Annotated in this window: 17 protein-coding genes; 13 read left to right on the top strand and 4 right to left on the bottom strand. The window is 70.3% G+C overall.

Going from position 1 to position 17,798, the window contains the following annotated elements; translation table 11 throughout:
- Positions 1-22: 22 nt before the first annotated feature.
- Positions 23-1,825 carry a glycoside hydrolase family 15 protein gene (locus OG496_RS15775; protein WP_393043134.1) on the bottom strand — a complete coding sequence of 601 codons (1,803 nt, stop codon included), beginning with the start codon at positions 1,823-1,825 and terminating at the stop codon, positions 23-25.
- Positions 1,826-2,358: 533 nt separating this feature from the next.
- Here OG496_RS15775 and OG496_RS15770 point away from each other — a divergent pair.
- The 13 genes from OG496_RS15770 (at position 2,359) to OG496_RS15710 (ending at position 16,000) form a co-directional block, all read left to right on the top strand.
- Positions 2,359-4,026 carry a CTP synthase gene (locus OG496_RS15770; RefSeq protein WP_366497815.1) on the top strand — a complete coding sequence of 556 codons (1,668 nt, stop codon included), beginning with the start codon at positions 2,359-2,361 and terminating at the stop codon, positions 4,024-4,026.
- A gap of 125 nt (positions 4,027-4,151) precedes the next feature.
- Positions 4,152-4,778, top strand: coding sequence for an NUDIX domain-containing protein (locus tag OG496_RS15765; RefSeq protein WP_405971299.1), 627 nt, complete (start codon positions 4,152-4,154; stop codon positions 4,776-4,778).
- A gap of 214 nt (positions 4,779-4,992) precedes the next feature.
- Entirely contained in the window at positions 4,993-7,080 is a 2,088-nt protein-coding gene (locus OG496_RS15760) for a tetratricopeptide repeat protein (protein ID WP_405971298.1), read from the top strand.
- A gap of 142 nt (positions 7,081-7,222) precedes the next feature.
- Positions 7,223-8,338: an alanine dehydrogenase gene (gene ald / locus OG496_RS15755; RefSeq protein ID WP_366097855.1), complete on the top strand. Its 1,116-nt coding sequence runs from the start codon at positions 7,223-7,225 to the stop codon at positions 8,336-8,338.
- Between the two features lie 402 nt (positions 8,339-8,740).
- Entirely contained in the window at positions 8,741-9,877 is a 1,137-nt protein-coding gene (locus OG496_RS15750) for a ParA family protein (protein ID WP_366497818.1), read from the top strand.
- Positions 9,862-10,413: a hypothetical protein gene (locus OG496_RS15745; protein WP_366497819.1), complete on the top strand. Its 552-nt coding sequence runs from the start codon at positions 9,862-9,864 to the stop codon at positions 10,411-10,413. The genes OG496_RS15750 and OG496_RS15745 overlap by 16 nt, the downstream gene beginning before the upstream one ends.
- 18 nt (positions 10,414-10,431) lie before the next feature.
- Positions 10,432-11,445 carry a segregation and condensation protein A gene (locus OG496_RS15740; RefSeq protein WP_405971297.1) on the top strand — a complete coding sequence of 338 codons (1,014 nt, stop codon included), beginning with the start codon at positions 10,432-10,434 and terminating at the stop codon, positions 11,443-11,445.
- A complete protein-coding gene (scpB, locus tag OG496_RS15735) occupies positions 11,442-12,098 on the top strand; it encodes an SMC-Scp complex subunit ScpB (protein WP_200684016.1) in 657 nt (218 codons plus the stop codon). The genes OG496_RS15740 and scpB overlap by 4 nt, the downstream gene beginning before the upstream one ends.
- The gene (locus OG496_RS15730; RefSeq protein WP_405971296.1) at positions 12,098-13,291 is read left to right on the top strand and encodes a pseudouridine synthase; all 1,194 of its coding nucleotides are present in this window, start codon (positions 12,098-12,100) and stop codon (positions 13,289-13,291) included. Before scpB ends, OG496_RS15730 begins: the two co-directional genes overlap by 1 nt.
- Positions 13,292-13,459: 168 nt before the next feature.
- A complete protein-coding gene (locus OG496_RS15725) occupies positions 13,460-14,188 on the top strand; it encodes an NUDIX hydrolase (protein ID WP_405971295.1) in 729 nt (242 codons plus the stop codon).
- Positions 14,185-15,207 (top strand): ADP-ribosylglycohydrolase family protein, encoded by a 1,023-nt coding sequence (locus tag OG496_RS15720; protein ID WP_405971294.1) that lies wholly within the window; start codon positions 14,185-14,187, stop codon positions 15,205-15,207. Before OG496_RS15725 ends, OG496_RS15720 begins: the two co-directional genes overlap by 4 nt.
- 62 nt (positions 15,208-15,269) lie before the next feature.
- Positions 15,270-15,593, top strand: coding sequence for a type II toxin-antitoxin system Phd/YefM family antitoxin (locus tag OG496_RS15715; protein ID WP_405971293.1), 324 nt, complete (start codon positions 15,270-15,272; stop codon positions 15,591-15,593).
- Positions 15,590-16,000: a type II toxin-antitoxin system VapC family toxin gene (locus OG496_RS15710; RefSeq protein ID WP_405971292.1), complete on the top strand. Its 411-nt coding sequence runs from the start codon at positions 15,590-15,592 to the stop codon at positions 15,998-16,000. Before OG496_RS15715 ends, OG496_RS15710 begins: the two co-directional genes overlap by 4 nt.
- Here the strand turns inward: OG496_RS15710 and OG496_RS15705 are convergent.
- The 3 genes from OG496_RS15705 to OG496_RS15695 all read right to left on the bottom strand — a co-directional run bounded on the left by OG496_RS15705 (position 15,989) and on the right by OG496_RS15695 (position 17,792).
- Complete coding sequence (locus tag OG496_RS15705; RefSeq protein WP_405971291.1) at positions 15,989-16,681, bottom strand: DNA polymerase beta superfamily protein; 693 nt, start codon at positions 16,679-16,681, stop codon at positions 15,989-15,991. The two genes, OG496_RS15710 and OG496_RS15705, sit on opposite strands and share 12 nt — an antisense overlap.
- Before the next feature lie 21 nt (positions 16,682-16,702).
- Complete coding sequence (locus tag OG496_RS15700; protein WP_327405121.1) at positions 16,703-17,116, bottom strand: Rieske (2Fe-2S) protein; 414 nt, start codon at positions 17,114-17,116, stop codon at positions 16,703-16,705.
- 91 nt (positions 17,117-17,207) lie between these two features.
- Positions 17,208-17,792, bottom strand: a complete 585-nt coding sequence (locus OG496_RS15695; RefSeq protein ID WP_366497826.1) for a DUF6529 family protein — start codon at positions 17,790-17,792, stop codon at positions 17,208-17,210.
- Positions 17,793-17,798: the final 6 nt, after the last annotated feature.

Here is a 17,798-nt window from a genome sequence, read left to right as displayed (position 1 = left end):
CGGGGCGCGCGCTCAGCGGATCTCAGCCGCCGTAGGCCCCCGAAGCCGTCAGGCGCAGGGCCGTGTCGATCAGGGGGACGTGGCTGAAGGCCTGCGGGAAGTTGCCGACCTGGCGTTGCAGGCGCGGGTCCCACTCCTCGGCGAGGAGGCCCAGGTCGTTGCGGAGCGACAGGAGCTTCTCGAAGAGCTTGCGGGCCTCGTCCACGCGGCCGATCATCGCGAGGTCGTCCGCCATCCAGAACGAGCAGGCCAGGAACGCGCCCTCGTCGCCGGGGAGGCCGTCGACGCCCTCGTCCGTGCCCGAGGTCGGGTAGCGCAGGATGAAGCCGTCCGGGGTGGACAGCTCGCGCTGGATCGCCTCGATCGTGCCGATCACGCGCTTGTCGTCCGGGGGCAGGAAGCCCATCTGCGGGATGAGCAGCAGCGAGGCGTCCAGCTCCTTCGAGCCGTACGACTGTGTGAAGGTGTTGCGCTCCTTGTCGTAGCCGCGCTCGCACACGTCCCGGTGGATGTCGTCGCGCAGTTCGCGCCACTTCTCCAGCGGGCCGTCCGCGTCGCCCGACTCGATCAGCTTGATCGTGCGGTCGACCGCGACCCAGGCCATCACCTTCGAGTGCACGAAGTGGCGGCGCGGGCCGCGCACCTCCCAGATGCCCTCGTCCGGCTCGTCCCAGTGCTTCTCCAGGTAGCGGATCAGCTTCAGCTGGAGGAGGGAGGCGTAGTCGTTGCGGGCCAGGCCCGTCATGTGGGCCAGGTGCAGGGCCTCGGTGACCTCGCCGTAGACGTCCAGCTGGAGCTGGTGCGCGGCGCCGTTGCCGACCCGGACCGGGCCCGAGTTCTCGTAGCCGGGCAGCCAGTCCAGCTCCGCCTCGCCGAGCTCGCGCTCGCCGGCGATGCCGTACATGATCTGCAGGTTCTCCGGGTCGCCGGCGACGGCCCGCAGGAGCCACTCGCGCCAGGCGCGGGCCTCCTCGCGGTAGCCGGTGCGCAGGAGCGAGGAGAGGGTGATGGCCGCGTCGCGGAGCCAGGTGTAGCGGTAGTCCCAGTTGCGGACACCGCCGATCTCCTCCGGGAGGGAGGTGGTGGGCGCGGCGACGATGCCGCCCGTCGGGGCGTAGGTCAGCGCCTTCAGGGTGATCAGGGAGCGGACCACGGCCTCGCGGTACGGGCCGTGGTACGTGCACTGGTCGACCCAGTCGCGCCAGAAGTCCTCCGTGGCCTCCAGCGACTGCTCCGGCTCGGGGAGCGGCGGGGGCTGCTTGTGCGAGGGCTCCCACGAGATGGTGAACGCGATGCGGTCACCCGGCGCGACGGTGAAGTCGGCGTACGTCGTGAGCTGCTTGCCGTAGGTCTCCGCGGATGTGTCGAACCACACGGAGTCGGGGCCCGCGACGGCCACCGTGCGGCCCTCGTGCTTGTGCACCCAGGGGACGACCCGGCCGTAGGAGAAACGCATCCGGAGGGCCGAGCGCATCGGGACGCGGCCGGAGATGCCCTCCACGATGCGGATCAGCTGGGGGGCGCCGTCGCGAGGGGGCATGAAATCGGTCACGCGGACCGTGCCTCGCGGGGTGTCCCACTCGGACTCCAGGATCAGCGAGTCGCCGCGGTAGCCGCGCCGGGCAGCCATGGGCGGCGGCGCGTCGGCGGCATGGGCCGGGCCCAGCCGCCAGAAGCCGTGTTCCTCGGTGCCGAGCAGACCGGCGAAGATGGCATGGGAGTCGAATCGGGGCAGGCAGAGCCAGTCCACCGTGCCGTCCCGGCAGACCAGGGCAGCGGTCTGCATGTCTCCGATGAGTGCGTAATCTTCGATGCGCCCGGCCACGTGCAACTCCAGTCGAACGGCCACGTCGCCCCATGGAAAAGGGGCGGTCGCTGTGTGCGGTCAAGGGATCGTTTGTAGTGCGTCGTTGAGGCATGAAGCAAATGAAGGTCGTTGCCCAACGAACTGACGAGCTCTCGTTGTTCCGGGTAATACGGGCGGGGGTGGTGCCGTGTTCCGGACCGGCTCGGCAGCGAGTGTCCGAGCAGGATACGACGCACGTAGATGATCTGTGTGCCGCTCTCGCCAACGGACCTGGGCCGAACGGGTGAGCACCCGGTGAGAAGCAGGTAACCAGGGCGCGTCTGTGTCGACGGGAGGCGTGTTCATGTCGATGCGGGCCGCGTCCGTGTCGAGGCGGGCGCGGAGCGTGGCCGGAAGCCATCTCCTCCGGGCGCTGATACCCTGGTAGCCCGTGGACCGGTGGGCAAGAAACCCCCGAACCGCAGCGACGGCGCCTCCAGAAAAACCCGGGTTCTCCGGGCGGGCAGCCGCACCGCACCCCAGACCGCGACCACGGGAGCCCCCTCTTGGCCATGCCGCCCGCTGCTTTCCGAAACAGCAACACCACGACGACCAAGCACATCTTCGTCACCGGGGGTGTCGCCTCCTCACTCGGCAAGGGCCTCACCGCCTCCAGCCTCGGCATGCTCCTCAAGGCGCGGGGCCTGCGCGTCGTGATGCAGAAGCTCGACCCGTACCTGAACGTCGACCCCGGCACGATGAACCCCTTCCAGCACGGTGAGGTGTTCGTCACCAACGACGGCGCCGAGACCGACCTCGACATCGGCCACTACGAGCGTTTCCTGGACCGCGACCTGGACGGCAGCGCCAACGTCACCACCGGCCAGGTCTACTCGACGGTGATCGCCAAGGAGCGGCGCGGCGAGTACCTGGGCGACACCGTGCAGGTCATCCCGCACATCACCAACGAGATCAAGCACCGCATCCGGCGCATGGCGACCGACGAGGTCGACGTCGTCATCACCGAGGTCGGCGGCACGGTCGGCGACATCGAGTCGCTGCCCTTCCTGGAGACGGTCCGCCAGGTCCGCCACGAGGTCGGCCGGGACAACGTGTTCGTCGTCCACATCTCGCTCCTGCCGTACATCGGCCCCTCGGGCGAGCTGAAGACCAAGCCGACCCAGCACTCGGTCGCGGCCCTGCGCAACATCGGCATCCAGCCCGACGCCATCGTGCTGCGCTCCGACCGCGAGGTGCCGACCGCGATCAAGCGCAAGATCTCGCTGATGTGCGACGTCGACGAGGCCGCCGTGGTGGCCTGCCCCGACGCCCGCTCGATCTACGACATCCCGAAGACCCTGCACAGCGAGGGCCTGGACGCCTATGTCGTCCGCAAGCTGGACCTGCCGTTCCGTGATGTGGACTGGCGGACCTGGGACGACCTGCTCGACCGGGTCCACAACCCGCTGCACGAGATCAACCTCGCGCTGGTCGGCAAGTACATCGACCTGCCCGACGCCTACCTCTCGGTCACCGAGGCGCTGCGCGCCGGCGGGTTCGCCAACAAGGCCCGCGTGAAGATCAAGTGGGTCACCTCCGACGACTGCAAGACCCCGGCGGGCGCCGCCAAGCAGCTCGCCGACGTGGACGCGATCTGCATCCCCGGCGGCTTCGGCGACCGCGGTGTCTCCGGCAAGGTCGGCGCCATCCAGTACGCCCGCGAGCACAAGATCCCGCTGCTCGGCCTGTGCCTCGGCCTCCAGTGCATCGTGATCGAGGCCGCGCGCAACCTGGCCGGCATCGCGGACGCCAACTCCACCGAGTTCGACGCGGCCACCGGCCACCCGGTCATCTCCACCATGGCCGAGCAGCTCGACATCGTCGCCGGCGAGGGCGACATGGGCGGCACCATGCGCCTGGGCATGTACCCGGCCAAGCTCGCCGAGGGCTCCATCGTGCGCGAGGTCTACGACGGCAAGGAGTACGTCGAGGAGCGCCACCGCCACCGCTACGAGGTGAACAACGCCTACCGCGCCGAGCTGGAGAAGAAGGCCGGGCTCCAGTTCTCCGGCACGTCCCCGGACGGCAAGCTCGTGGAGTACGTGGAGTACCCGCGCGAGGCGCACCCCTACCTCGTCGCGACCCAGGCCCACCCCGAGCTGCGCTCCCGCCCGACCCGGCCGCACCCGCTCTTCGCGGGCCTGGTCAAGGCGGCCGTGGCACGCAAGACGGGCAAGTAGTACGAAGGTTGTACGGTGACCGGGGTGCGCGCCTTCAAGAGGTGTGCACCCCGGCCGTTTTCTACGTGACGTCCGTGAACGTGTGTTTCGGGTACGTGTTTCGTGTACGTGTGGAGGGACAGCGCATGACGATCAAGGACACCCCGGAGGAGTGGGAGATCCGGGCGACCGTGACCCCCTTCGTGGGCAACAAGACCTCCGTGCGCACCGACGACGTGGTCATGCCCGGCGGTACGGTCGTGCACCGCGACTACCAGGTCCACCCCGGCTCCGTGGCGATCCTCGCCCTCGACGAGCAGGACCGGGTGCTGGTCATCAAGCAGTACCGCCACCCCGTACGGCAGAAGCTGTGGGAGATCCCGGCCGGACTGCTCGACATCCCCGGCGAGAACCCGCTGCACGCCGCCCAGCGCGAGCTCTACGAGGAGGCGCACGTCAAGGCCGAGGACTGGCGGGTGCTGACCGACGTCTACACCACGCCCGGCGGCTGTGACGAGGCCGTCCGCGTCTTCCTCGCCCGCGATCTGTCCGAGGCCGACGGACAGCGCTTCGAGGTCGAGGACGAGGAGGCCGACATGGAGCACGCGCGTGTGCCCCTCGACGACCTGGTCCGCGGGGTCCTCGCCGGCGAGCTGCACAACAACTGCCTCGCCGTCGGGGTCCTCGCGCTGGTCGCCGCCCTGCACGGCGACGGTCTCGACGCGCTGCGCCCCGCCGAGGCGCCGTGGCCCGCGCGCCCCTTCGAGTCCTGAACCCGACCTCGCCCACACATCACCTACACCTCACCCACGCCTCATCCTTTCCACCTCTTTCGGCGTCTTCCGGTGTGACGATCGGCTGATCCGATCGGGGGATGTGCCCGCCGCGCTCCGCACGGTTCGTCGCAGAGCGTGAACTAGGCTCTGGAATCACCCGATCCGGAGTCCCGGCGGGCTATGCGCGTGCAGTGGGACGGGAGTGTGGCCCGTGACGGATCAGGCGGTGGACACCGGCGGCGTGAGGCTGTCCGAGGACACTTCTCCCGAGGGCCAATTCCTGGGCCGCGCAAGAGAGTTGAAGGAGCTCCGCGCCGACATCGAGCGCGCGGGCCTGGACACCATCGCCGGCCGCAAGGCACCCCGCGCGCGGGTCCTCCTCATCGCGGGCAGGCCCGGCTCCGGCCGCAGCGCACTGGCCGAGGAACTCGTCCGACAGGTCGCTGACCGTTACGACGCCGGTGTGTTCCGGGCGCGGCTGAGCGAGCCCGACGGCACCCCCGTCCCCACCGAGCGCACCGCCCGCGAACTCCTCACCGCCCTGGAGCTGCCGACCCCGGCGGGCGCCTCCGAGGACGATCTTTCGGACATCCTGCGCGCGGCCCTCACCGACCGGCGGGCGCTGCTCCTGCTCGACGACGCGGCCGACGCCGAGCAGGTCGACGCGCTGTTGCCGGATTCCCCGGACTGCCTGGTCGTCGCCGTCTCCGGCGGCCCGCTCACCGGCATCGCCGACGTCCGCCCGTGCACCCTGGGCGGCCTCGACACCAAGTCCGCGCTGGAACTCCTCACCCGCTACACCGGCGCGGTCCGCATCACCGTCGACCCGGTCGCCGCCGAGGGCCTCGTCGAGGTGTGCCGGTCCCAGCCGGCCGCGCTGACCCTGGCCGGCGGCTGGCTCGCCGCCCGCCCGCAGGCGGCCGTAGCCGACCTCGCCAAGCACCTGCACGCCGAGAGCGACGAGGGCACGCCCCTGAGCCGCGTCTTCCGGCTCGTCTACGGCTCGCTGCCCAGCCCCGCCGCCCGGATACTGCGACTGCTCTCCCTCGCCCCGGCCGGCCTGGTCGACCCGCAGACCGCCTCCGCGCTCGCCGGCTGCTCCGTCAACGGCGCCCGCACCACCCTGGACGACTTCGTCGCCGCCGGCCTGCTGCGGGCCCTGGACTCGCCGCTGCCGCAGTACGAGGTCCCCGGCTGCCTCCAGCCCCTCCTGCACGCCCTCGCCGAGACCCAGGACCGCCCGGCCGAACTCCAGCTGGCCCGCGCCCGCATGCTGGAGCGCACCGTACGGCTGCTCCAGTCCTGCCGCGCCATCACCGAGACCGACAGCCCCCAGGCCCGCGAGAAACTCCTCGGCACGCCCAGCGCGCTGCGCTTCCCGACCCCCCGCGCCGCCGCCGACTGGCTCCGCGTCCGCCGGCCCGCCCTGCTCGCCTCCGCCCGCCTCGCGGTCGCCGACGGCGAACTCGACACGCTGGCCCGCCGGTTGATGTCCCAGCTGGTGCGCGCGATGGTCGCCCACATCGGCACCCAGGCCGCCGCCCCCGAGCTCTACGGCATCCACCGCCTCGTCCTCGACGTGGCCGAGCGGCGGGACCTGCCCCGCGAGAAGGCCGCCGCGCTGCTGAACCTCGCCGATCTGGACGCGCAGACCGGCCGGACGGCCGAGGCACTGGCCCGCTACCGGGCCGCGCTGGACGCCGGACGCGAGGCGAACGACCCGTATGCGACCGGCCGCGCGATGGAATCCGTAGGCGGCGCGCACCAGGAGCTCGGGGACCACGACCGGGCCGCCGACTGGTTCGGCCGCGCGCTCGCCCAGCGGCAGGCCCGGGACGAGCGTGTGGACGCCGCCCGGCTCTACGGCCGGATCGGCGCCGCGCACACGTACGCGGGCCGCTACGGCGAGGCGCTCAGGAACTGGCGGGCGGCCGTCGCCGGGCACCGCAAGAACGGTGATGTGGCCGCCCAGGCAAGGGCGTTGAGCGAGCTGGCGCGGGTCCAGGAGTACGCGGGCCGCCCCGAGGAATCGCTCGCGACCTGCCACGAGGCCGTCGAGTGGGCGCGCCGCGCCGAGGACGTACGGCTGCAGGCGGCGCTGCAGCTGCGGCTGGCCGACACCCTCGACCGGCTCGGCGATCCGGCGTCCGCGGCGCTGCACCGCGGGACGGCCGAGCGGATGCTGGGCGAGGAGCTCCAGGAGGCCGATTCCGCCCCCGAATCCCCGGAATCCACCTCCGAACCCCTGGAACAAGACGCTAACGCCTGCGAAATCCGTAGTACATCCGTAGAAGATTGATGCATTGAAAGGCTAGACACGGAGAACACCTTCATTAGACTGGCTCTGCCGCACCTTCTCCTGCGGTCTCCCGGTGCGCTCATGCATGTCCGGGTATGAGATGTATTGCCCCACACCCTCTGAGCCAAGGACCGTGATCGACGTGAAGGTCGGCATCCCCCGCGAGGTCAAGAACAACGAGTTCCGGGTGGCCATCACCCCCGCCGGCGTGCACGAGCTGGTGCGCCACGGCCACCAGGTCTTCATCGAGCAGAACGCCGGCGTCGGCTCCTCGATCACGGACGACGAGTACGTCTCCGCGGGCGCGCGGATCCTGGCCACCGCCGACGAGGTGTGGGCCACCACCGACCTGCTGCTCAAGGTCAAGGAGCCCATCGCCGAGGAGTACCACCGCCTCCGCAAGGACCAGACGCTCTTCACGTACCTGCACCTGGCCGCCTCCAAGGAGTGCACCGACGCGCTCGTCGAGTCCGGCACCACGGCGATCGCCTACGAGACCGTCGAACTGCCCGGCCGGGCCCTGCCGTTGCTCGCCCCGATGTCCGAGGTCGCGGGCCGGCTGGCCCCGCAGGTCGGCGCCTACCACCTGATGCGCTCGGTCGGCGGTCGCGGTGTCCTCCCCGGCGGTGTCCCCGGCACGCAGCCCGCGCGCGCCGTCGTCATCGGCGGCGGTGTCTCCGGCTGGAACGCCACGCAGATCGCCGTCGGCATGGGCTTCCACGTCACGCTGCTCGACCGCGACATCAACAAGCTCCGCGAGGCCGACAAGGTCTTCGGCACCAAGGTCCGGGCGATCATGTCCAACGCCTTCGAGCTGGAGAAGGCCGTCCTGGACGCGGACCTCGTCATCGGCGCGGTGCTCATCCCGGGCGCCAAGGCGCCGAAGCTGGTCACCAACGAACTCGTGTCGCGGATGAAGCCCGGAAGTGTTCTTGTCGACATCGCGATCGACCAGGGCGGCTGCTTCGAGGACTCGCGTCCGACGACCCACGCCGAGCCGACCTTCCCGGTCCACAACTCGGTCTTCTACTGCGTCGCCAACATGCCCGGCGCGGTGCCGAACACGTCGACCTACGCGCTCACCAACGCGACGCTCCCGTACATCGTGGAGCTCGCGAACCGCGGCTGGGCCGACGCGCTGCGACGTGATCCTGCTCTCGCCAAGGGCCTCAACACCCATGACGGCAAGGTGATTTACCGCGAGGTCGCCGAAGCGCACGGACTGGAGCACGTCGAGCTGGAATCGCTGCTCGGCTGACTCTGTCGACTAAGTCACCGTTCGGCAAAAGGCGATACGTCAACACAGGTCGTCAACACCGCGCGCCCGGCCGGACCTTGCTCGACAGGTCCGGCCGGAAGTGTGTGTATGGTCACTTTGCGGCACTCGGCCAACTCGCCCCGAACGTAACCCTTGAACCGATTCGTGCACCGGTGAAACCTGCCGTGCGACTGCCGTACGCCCTTGACAGAGGGATGTTTCATTGCCGACACATCGGGCCGGGTCCGGCGGATTGTGTTGCTGCGAACACCCGACACGCCATAGAGTCGCCGAACGTCGGCATGGTGCCACGCTGACCTATCGAGAAATTCCCTGGTCACCAAGGAGGTAAGACGACTTGTGAATGAGTCGACATTTTCTCCCGGGGGTGGTCAACCAGGAATGCCTGCAAAGGGCCAGGAGCCCGCGGGGTTCGAGGCTGTCGGCTCCGTCGCGGTGCGTACCTTCGCAGCCCACCAGGGTCACCACAAGCCAGGGGTGACCCAGCCAGCACACCAGAGCATGGATGGCCATCACGTGAACGCCATGGCCGGCGACGGAAGGGGCGCGCCCCACAACCAGTTCGCCGACTTCGACGAACTGCCCGACGGGCACTTCTACGACCCCGACGCCGAGTACGAGCCCGATCCCGAGTACGCGGCCACACTCGCGCCCGACGCCGCCCGCCAGCGCCGTGAGCGCGTGGGCCCGACCGGACGCCCGCTGCCCTACTTCCCGATCCCGGGTCCGCTGACCAGTCACGGCCCCGCGACGATCGTCGCGATGTGCAACCAGAAGGGCGGCGTCGGCAAGACGACGTCGACCATCAACCTGGGTGCCGCGCTCGCGGAGTACGGCCGACGCGTACTGCTCGTCGACTTCGACCCGCAGGGCGCGCTGTCGGTCGGACTGGGCGTCAATCCCATGGAGTTGGACCTCACCGTCTACAACCTGCTCATGGAGCGGGGCATGTCGGCCGACGAGGTACTGCTCAAGACAGCTGTCCCGAACATGGACTTGCTGCCCAGCAACATCGACTTGTCCGCCGCGGAAGTGCAGTTGGTGAGCGAGGTCGCGCGCGAGTCCACCCTGCAGCGGGCGTTGAAGCCGCTGATGGCCGACTACGACTACATCGTGATCGACTGTCAGCCCTCCCTCGGCCTGCTCACCGTGAACGCCCTGACGGCGGCTCACAAGGTGATCGTGCCGCTGGAGTGCGAGTTCTTCGCGCTGCGCGGAGTCGCGCTGCTGACGGAGACCATCGAGAAGGTCCAGGAGCGCCTCAACCCCGAGTTGGAGCTCGACGGGATCCTCGCCACGATGTACGACTCCCGCACCGTGCACAGCCGTGAGGTTCTCGCGCGCGTGGTCGAGGCGTTCGACGATCACGTCTACCACACGGTCATCGGCCGCACGGTGCGCTTCCCGGAGACCACGGTCGCCGGTGAGCCGATCACGACGTACGCCTCCAACTCCGTCGGTGCCGCCGCCTATCGCCAGCTCGCCAGGGAGGTGCTCGCCCGGTGTCACGCCGAGTGAGTCTGCCGGGGGCCGACGAACTGTTCCGTACGACCGGGGGGATGGCGCTTCAGTCGTCCACCCCGAGGAGCCGGGCCAACGGTGAGGCCCGGGTACCGGCTCCGGCGGGGGAGAGCGACGGTGCCGCCGCCGGGGAGGACGCCCCGCAGTCCGTACCCGCCCAGGGCGGTGACGGAGAGGGCGCCGAGCACGTCGCGGCGGACTCGGACGGCGGTGAGTCCCGCAGCCGGTCCGCGGACGGCTCAGGACGACGTCAGGAGGTGCAGGAAGGTTCTGCCCAGCCTCGGAAGCAGCGTCAGCGGGCGCAGGCCAACCGCCGGCCCAGCGGGCGGGAGCGGCACGACGAGAAGATCACCGTGTACGTCTCCGCCGAGGAACTCATCGACCTGGAGCACGCGCGCCTGATGCTCCGGGGCGAGCACGGCCTCGCGGTCGACCGCGGCCGGATCGTGCGCGAGGCGGTCGCCGTCGTCCTGGCCGATCTGGAGTCCCGCGGGGACGCGAGCATTCTCGTACGCCGGCTTCGCGGGCGGTAGCGGTAGCCTGCGGGGGCCATGACCTCGAACGACGCTCCCGCATCCGGCGCACCCGCCGGCCGTCGGCGTGCGCTCGGGAAGGGGCCGGGTACGGCTCCGGCGGTCGAGGCCGAGGTCGTCGTAGCGGAGCCGGAGTCGGTGCCCGAGGTCGTTGCACCCGCGCCCGAAGTGCCCGCGCCGGCCGCTGAACAGCCGGAAGTGGCCGAAGAAGCCGATGACGGGGTCTTCAAGGTTCGGCTCGCCAACTTCGAAGGGCCCTTCGACCTTCTCCTCCAGCTGATCTCGAAGCACAAGCTCGATGTCACCGAGGTGGCGCTGTCCAAGGTCACCGATGAGTTCATGGTGTACATCAGGGCGATGGGGCCCGACTGGGACCTGGACCAGACGACCGAGTTCCTCGTCGTCGCGGCGACCCTGCTGGATCTGAAGGCGGCACGACTGCTGCCCTCCGCCGAGGTCGAGGACGAGGGCGATCTCGCGCTGCTGGAGGCCAGGGACCTGCTGTTCGCGCGGCTGTTGCAGTACCGGGCGTACAAGCAGATCGCCGACATCTTCAACCGGCGGCTCGACGAAGAGGCCCGGCGCTACCCCCGTACCGTCGGGCTCGAACCGCACCACGCCGAGCTGCTGCCCGAGGTCGTCATCCGGATCGGGCCCGAGGGCTTCGCCAAGCTGGCCGTGAAGGCGATGCAGCCCCGGCCCAGGCCGCAGGTGTACATCGATCACATCCACGCGCCGCTCGTCAGCGTGCAGGAGCAGGCCGGGATCATGGTCGCGCGGCTCCGGGAGCTCGGCGAGGCCAGCTTCAGCGTGCTCGTGGACGACACCGACGACACCCTGACCGTCGTAGCGAGGTTCCTGGCCCTTCTGGAGCTGTACCGGGAGAAGGCCGTCGCTCTGGACCAGGAGATCGCGCTCGGGGATCTGATCGTGCGCTGGACCGGTGGGGAGGGGGAGGGCGAGCCGGTGGTGACGGACGAGTTCGACCGGCCGCCCGAGCCGCCCAAGGAGACCAAGGAGGAGTCGGCGTGAGCGAGGAGACCACGGGCGTACCGGCGAGCCCGTCCGCCGTCGCGGAGCTCGACCTCAAGCCCGCCCTGGAGGCCGTCCTGATGGTCGTGGACGAGCCCGCGACCGTGGAACACCTCGCGAAAATACTCCAGCGGCCCAAACGGCGGATCGCGGACGCGTTGCGCGAGCTGGCCGACGAGTACACCGTCCAGGGGCGCGGTTTCGAGCTGCGGCTGATCGCCGGGGGCTGGCGTTTCTACTCGCGGCCGGAGTACGCGCCGGCCGTCGAGGGGTTCGTCCTGGACGGGCAGCAGGCCCGGCTCACGCAGGCGGCGCTGGAGACCCTGGCGGTCGTCGCGTACCGCCAGCCGGTCAGCCGCAGCAGGGTCTCGATGGTCCGCGGAGTCAACTGCGACGGTGTGATGCGCACCCTCTTGCAGCGGGGTCTGGTCGAGGAGGCGGGCACGGAACCCGAAACAGGTGCGATCCTGTACGTGACGACGAACTACTTTCTGGAGCGGATGGGCCTGCGCGGCCTGGACGAGCTCCCGGAGCTCGCGCCCTTCCTCCCTGAGGCTGAGGCGATCGAGGCGGAGACGCTGGAAGGGGTCCCGTCGTTCGATCCGGATGCACCGGATGCAGATGCAGACGAAACGACGACGACGGAACTTTGATGCGAAGCAGTGGCAGTGGCAGCAGTGGTGGCGGCGGTAGGAGCGGCGGGCGCGGCAACCCCCGCGGGACCGGCGGGGGCGGCAGTCCCCGGGGTTCCGGTGGGGGCGGCGGCGGCCGTGGTTCCGGCGCGGGCAACTCCCGGGGCGCCGGCGGGGGCGGCTCCCAGCCGAGGGGCGCGGGCAGCGCGGGAGGGCGCGACGACAAGCCGAAGCGCGCCGGAAAGCCGCGTCCCGAGGAGCGGCGCTACGACGTAGGCCCCACGGGATCCCACGAAGGTCCCAAGTCAGGGCGCGGTGCCGCCGCGCGCGGCGGTGCCAAGGGCGGCCCCAAGCAGGGCGCGGGCACCGGGCGCGGGCGCTGGGCGCCGGCGACCTCGCGGGAGTACGACGCGCGGGCCGAGGAGCGCAACCGGGAGCGGTACGCGGGCAAGAAGGACATCAAGCCGCCCAAGACCTTCCCGGGCGCCGAGCAGGAGGGCGAGCGGCTGCAGAAGGTCCTCGCGCGCGCGGGCTACGGCTCCCGGCGTTCCTGCGAGGAGCTGATCGAGCAGTCCCGGGTCGAGGTCAACGGCGAGATCGTCGTCGAGCAGGGGCTGCGGGTCGACCCCGAGCACGACGAGATCAAGGTCGACGGGCTGACGGTGGCGACGCAGTCGTACCAGTTCTTCTCGCTGAACAAGCCCGCCGGTGTCGTCGCGACGATGGAGGACCCCGAGGGCCGGCAGTGCCTCGGCGACTACGTCACCAACCGCGAGACGCGTCTTTTCCACGTCGGGCGGCTCGACACCGAGACCGAGGGTGTGATCCTGCTCACCAACCACGGCGAGCTGGCGCACCGGCTGACCCACCCCAAGTACGGCGTGAAGAAGACCTACCTCGCGCACATCGTGGGCCCGATCCCGCGCGACCTGGGCAAGCAGCTCAAGGACGGCATCCAGCTGGAGGACGGGTACGCGCGTGCGGACCACTTCCGTGTCGTCGAGCAGACCGGCAAGAACTACCTGGTCGAGGTGACCCTCCACGAGGGCCGCAAGCACATCGTGCGGCGCATGCTCGCGGAGGCCGGCTTCCCGGTCGACAAGCTGGTGCGTGTCTCGTTCGGCCCGATCACCCTGGGCGACCAGAAGTCGGGCTGGCTGCGACGGCTGTCGAACACCGAGGTCGGCATGCTGATGCAGGAAGTCGATCTCTAGGTCGTCTGATTGGTTGCACGCGTGCGTGGCCGGTTCCGGAGTCTTCGGGGCCGGCCGCTTCGTTTTCGTCGTTTCGTTCCCGTCGGGTCGCTTTCATCGGGTGCGGGGGTTGTGCTGGAGTGCGGCCATTCTTTATGGTCTAACTGACCATTAAGGGAGTGGGTGCACGTGACCACATCACCGGGCTACGACAAGTACGCCTTCGAACCTTTCGCCGTCACCGCCGACCTCGCCGTCCTCACGATCCGCGCCGGCGCCCTGCACGTGCTGCTCGTCGAGCGCGGCCAGGAGCCGTACGCCGGGCACTGGGCGCTGCCGGGCGGCTTCGTGGCGCCGGACGAGTCCGCGGAGACGGCCGCCCGGCGTGAACTCGCAGAGGAGACCGGCCTGTCGGACGTCTCCGGGCTGCACCTGGAGCAACTGCGCACCTACAGCGAGCCCGACCGCGACCCCCGGATGCGGGTCGTCACCGTCGCCTTCGCCGCGCTGCTGCCCGACCCGCCCGAGCCGCGTGCGGGCAGCGACGCGGCACAGGCCCGCTGGCTGCCGTACGACGCGCTCGGGCCGCTCGCCTTCGACCACGACCGGATCCTGGCCGACGCGCACGAACGGGTGGGCGCCAAGCTGGAGTACAGCTCCCTCGCCACCGCGTTCTGCTCGCCCGAGTTCACGCTCGGGGAGCTGCAACAGGTCTACGAGACCGTGTGGGGTTCGGAGTTGGACCGGCCCAACTTCCGCCGCAAGGTGCTTGCTACGCCGGGTTTCGTCGAACCGGTGCTGGGCGGTGCCAAGTTGACGGGCGGTCGGGGGAAGCCGGCCGCGCTGTATCGCGCAGGGACGGCAACTGCCCTGTATCCGCCGCTGCTTCGGCCCACCCGGGAAGGGAACCCCGCATGACCACGACCACCGTACGCAAGCGCGCCGCCACCGGAGCCTTGATCGGACTCGCCCTCGGGGACGCGCTCGGTTTCCCGACCGAGTTCAACGACGTGCCCGGCATCCTCGCCAAGTGCGGTCCCTGGCGGGAGATGGAGTTGCCGAAGCCGGCGATCGTCACCGACGACACGCAGATGACGCTGGCGTTGGGGCGGGGGCTGCGAACTGCCATGGAACGGGGGCTGCTTGGGCCCAAGCGGATGGAACGGCCGGTGCGCGAGGAGTTCGTGGACTGGTACCAGTCGCCGGACAACAACCGTGCTCCCGGCCGGACTTGCCTCGTCGCCTGCAACCTGCTGAAGGGCGAGGGGCGGGTGTGGCAGGACGCCAGCCAGATCGGTTCGAAGGGTTGCGGGGCCAACATGCGCGTCGCGCCGATCGGGCTGATCCCCGGTCTGGACGACGAACAGCGGTCCGGCGCCGCCCAGTTGCAGTCCGCGCTGACCCACGGCCACCCGACCGCCCTCGCCGCGTCCGACCTCACCGCGCACGCCGTACGGCTGCTCGCGCAGGGGGCCGAACCGACCGGGCTGGTCGGGCTGTTGCGGTCGTACGCCGTCGAGAACCGCACCCGGTACAACCACCGTTGGCTGGGCGACCTGTGGACGCGGAGCCAGGACCCCACGCCCGAGCACTTCATCGCGCGGGGCTGGGACGAGTGCCTGGAGGTGCTCGGCAGGCTTGAGGACGCCGTACGGACCGTCTCCCCGGAGACCGACCCGTGCCTGGCCACCGGCGCGGGCTGGATCGCCGAAGAGGCCCTGGCCACCGGCCTGTTGTGCTTCCTGCTCTTCGTGGAGGAGCCGGTGACCGCGTTGCGGCGCGCGGCCTGTACGTCCGGTGACTCGGACTCGATCGCTTGTCTTGCGGGGGCGTTCGCGGGGGCGCACCTCGGCGCGGACGCCTGGCCGGGGGAGTGGGCTGGGCGGATCGAGTACCGGGGGGAGTTGTTGGGGCTCGGGGAGCTCTGGGATGCCTGACATGTCGTGGCTGTGTCTGACGTCAATGGACGGTGTCATGCGGTGGGCGTATCGTGGCAGGCATGGGTAAGACGAAGCGCAGGCGCGTGCCGGTCCGGGAGCTGTCCCGGCACACCGCGGCTCTGTTGGACGCCGTGGCGGCGGGGGAGTCGATCGAGGTCACTCGGGACGGGGTGCCGGTCGCCATCCTGTCTCCGCTGGAGCCGGCCGAACGGGACATCCGTGCCGCGATCGCCATCGGCCTGCTCGACGCCTCGGTCATGGACGAGGGGCACGGCGTCGAGGCCGTGGACGCGCTGGAGCGGCTGCGTGCGGTCAGGAGGGACGCGGAGGGGCGCGGCCCGACCGCGGAGCTGCTCGCCCAGCGCGAGGAGGAGACGCGGTGACGCTGCTCTACCTCGACGCGTCGGCGATCGCCAAGCTACTGCGGGTCGAAGCGGAGACGGCCGCGCTGGAACAGTGGATCGGGCAGCACGGCGGAATGCGTCGTGTCGTCACCTGCGACCTGGCGCAGACCGAGGTGCGGCGACTGCTGCACCGGCTCGGCGCGGACGAGGTCGAGCGGGCGGCCGCCGACGCGCTGCTGAACGCCATCGCGCGGGTTCGTCTCACGCCCGAACTGATGCGGGAGGCGGGGGAGTTGGCGCCGAACACCTCGCTGCGCAGCCTCGACGCGATCCACGCCGTGGCGGCGCTGAAGCTCGGTCGCGGGGTCAGTTGGTTCGTGACGTACGACAAGCGGCAGGGCGAGGCCGCCGTCGACGCGGGGCTTGCCGTGGTGTCACCCCGCTAGGGCGTCGGTGGACGCGCGGCGGACCCCGATCAGGAAGTCCTCCACGCGTCGGCGGTCCGGCTCCGCCGGGAGTGGGGTGCGGGTGGCTGCCTCGTCCGTCTCCGTTGCCAGGCGGGTCATCCAGGACTCGACCTCCGGCCAGGGGACTTCGCCGCGTTTCACCGCGAGGAGCGGGGCGCGTTGGTCGCCGACGTCGATCCTCAGGGTGCCCGTGCGGAGCAGGTCGCGGGCGCTGGTGAGGAGGCGGAGGAGGTGCATCGCGTGTTTCCAACGGGGGGCGCCGTGCGTGCGGATGTCGACCTCCAGCTTCTTGCGCTGGCCCAACGCGTAGCGCGTGAACGTCTCGTGGACCTGGCGGGAGAGGAACGCGTCGCGCAGGGCGAGGAGTTCGCGGCCGGTGGCGTCGACGTGCTCGACCAGGGGGGAGTGGAGGCACTCCAGGATGTTGGGGTTGGCGCGCAGAGCCAGTTCGCAGAAGCGCTCCAGCTCCCAGCTGAACTGCTCCTCCGCCGGCCCCTCGATGTGCGTCGGCGGCTTGTCGAAGCGCCAGAAGAGGGGAGTCGGGGCCACGAACACGCCCCGGCGATCCGTGTCGCTGCCGTCCGTCGCCAGGCCGAAGGCGCGTGAACCCATCACACAGGCGTAGATCGTGTGGTCGCGGACCAGGCTCTCGAACGGCATTCCCGGAGCGTACGTGGCATCTCACGCCAGGCGGATCGAATTTCCCTCCACCTTGATCTGCTCGGCGGGCAGCGGCTTCGGCGCCGGCCCCGCCTCCACGGAACCGTCCGCGATGCGGTACTTGCTGCCGTGGCACGGGCAGTCGATGGTGCCGTTCGCGACGGTGCCGACCGTGCAGCCCTGGTGGGTGCAGATCGCCGAGAAGGCCTTGAACTCGTCCTTCTTCGGCTGGGTCACCACGATCTTCTGGTCCTTGAAGATCTTGCCGCCGCCGACGGGGATGTCGGAGGTCTTCGCCAGCTCCTGGCCGCCGGTGGCCTTCACGGACGACGAGCCCGAGGAGTCGTTGCTGTCGCCGTACTTGCTGCAGCCCGCGGTGAGCGCGGCGGCCGCACCCGTCGCGAGGACCGTGCGGCGCGTCGAGCTGTCGGTCATGTAGTCACTCCGAGGGTGGTCGTCATGGGGTCACTGCGACGGTGGTCGTGGCGTGGCTACGACGGTGAGCGTGTCGTCGCTACGACGGTGGTCATGTCGTCACTCCGACCGTGCGGAAGAACCAGAGGGCGGATGTCAGCCAGAGCAGCGTGAGGGCGGTGAAGACCAGTCCGCCGACGACCGGCAGCAGCCAGCCGGGCAGGCGCTCCGAGCGGAGCAGCAGCATCTTGGCACTGAAGGCGCCGAAGAACGCGCATCCCAGGAGGGAATGCCACATCACGCGTGTCGAGTACGTCTGGTAGCCGAACGCGTAGAGGCAGTGCACCGCGACCGGCACCGCCACCAGGAACGCGATCCGCCCCGACCAGCGGTGCAGCGTCGCCGACCAACTCGGGCCCGGCAGCCTGCCGTAGACCATGAAGGCCGAGACGACCTGGACGAGGGCGAAGAAGAACGCGGTGGTCGCGAGCCAGGACTTCACCGCGCCCGTGCTGCTGAAGCCGGCGAGGTTGAAGGCGGTGCCCGCCGGGTCGTGGACCTTGCCGTAGACGCCGAGGCCGACCGCTACGGCCGCGGCCACGAGGGCCGGGACCAGGTAGCGGGCGGGGCTGTCGTGGGGTCGTGCGGGCGGTCGCGGGGGGTAGGACTGGGTGGCGGCGTTCGGGTCGGCGGTCATGAGCGG

The sequence above is a fragment of the Streptomyces sp. NBC_00988 genome (genome assembly GCF_045162645.1).
In the GTDB taxonomy this organism is placed as follows: domain Bacteria; phylum Actinomycetota; class Actinomycetes; order Streptomycetales; family Streptomycetaceae; genus Streptomyces.
The sequence above is the reverse complement of the archived record's forward strand: the minus strand, read 5'-3'. Positions and strand labels throughout refer to the sequence as shown.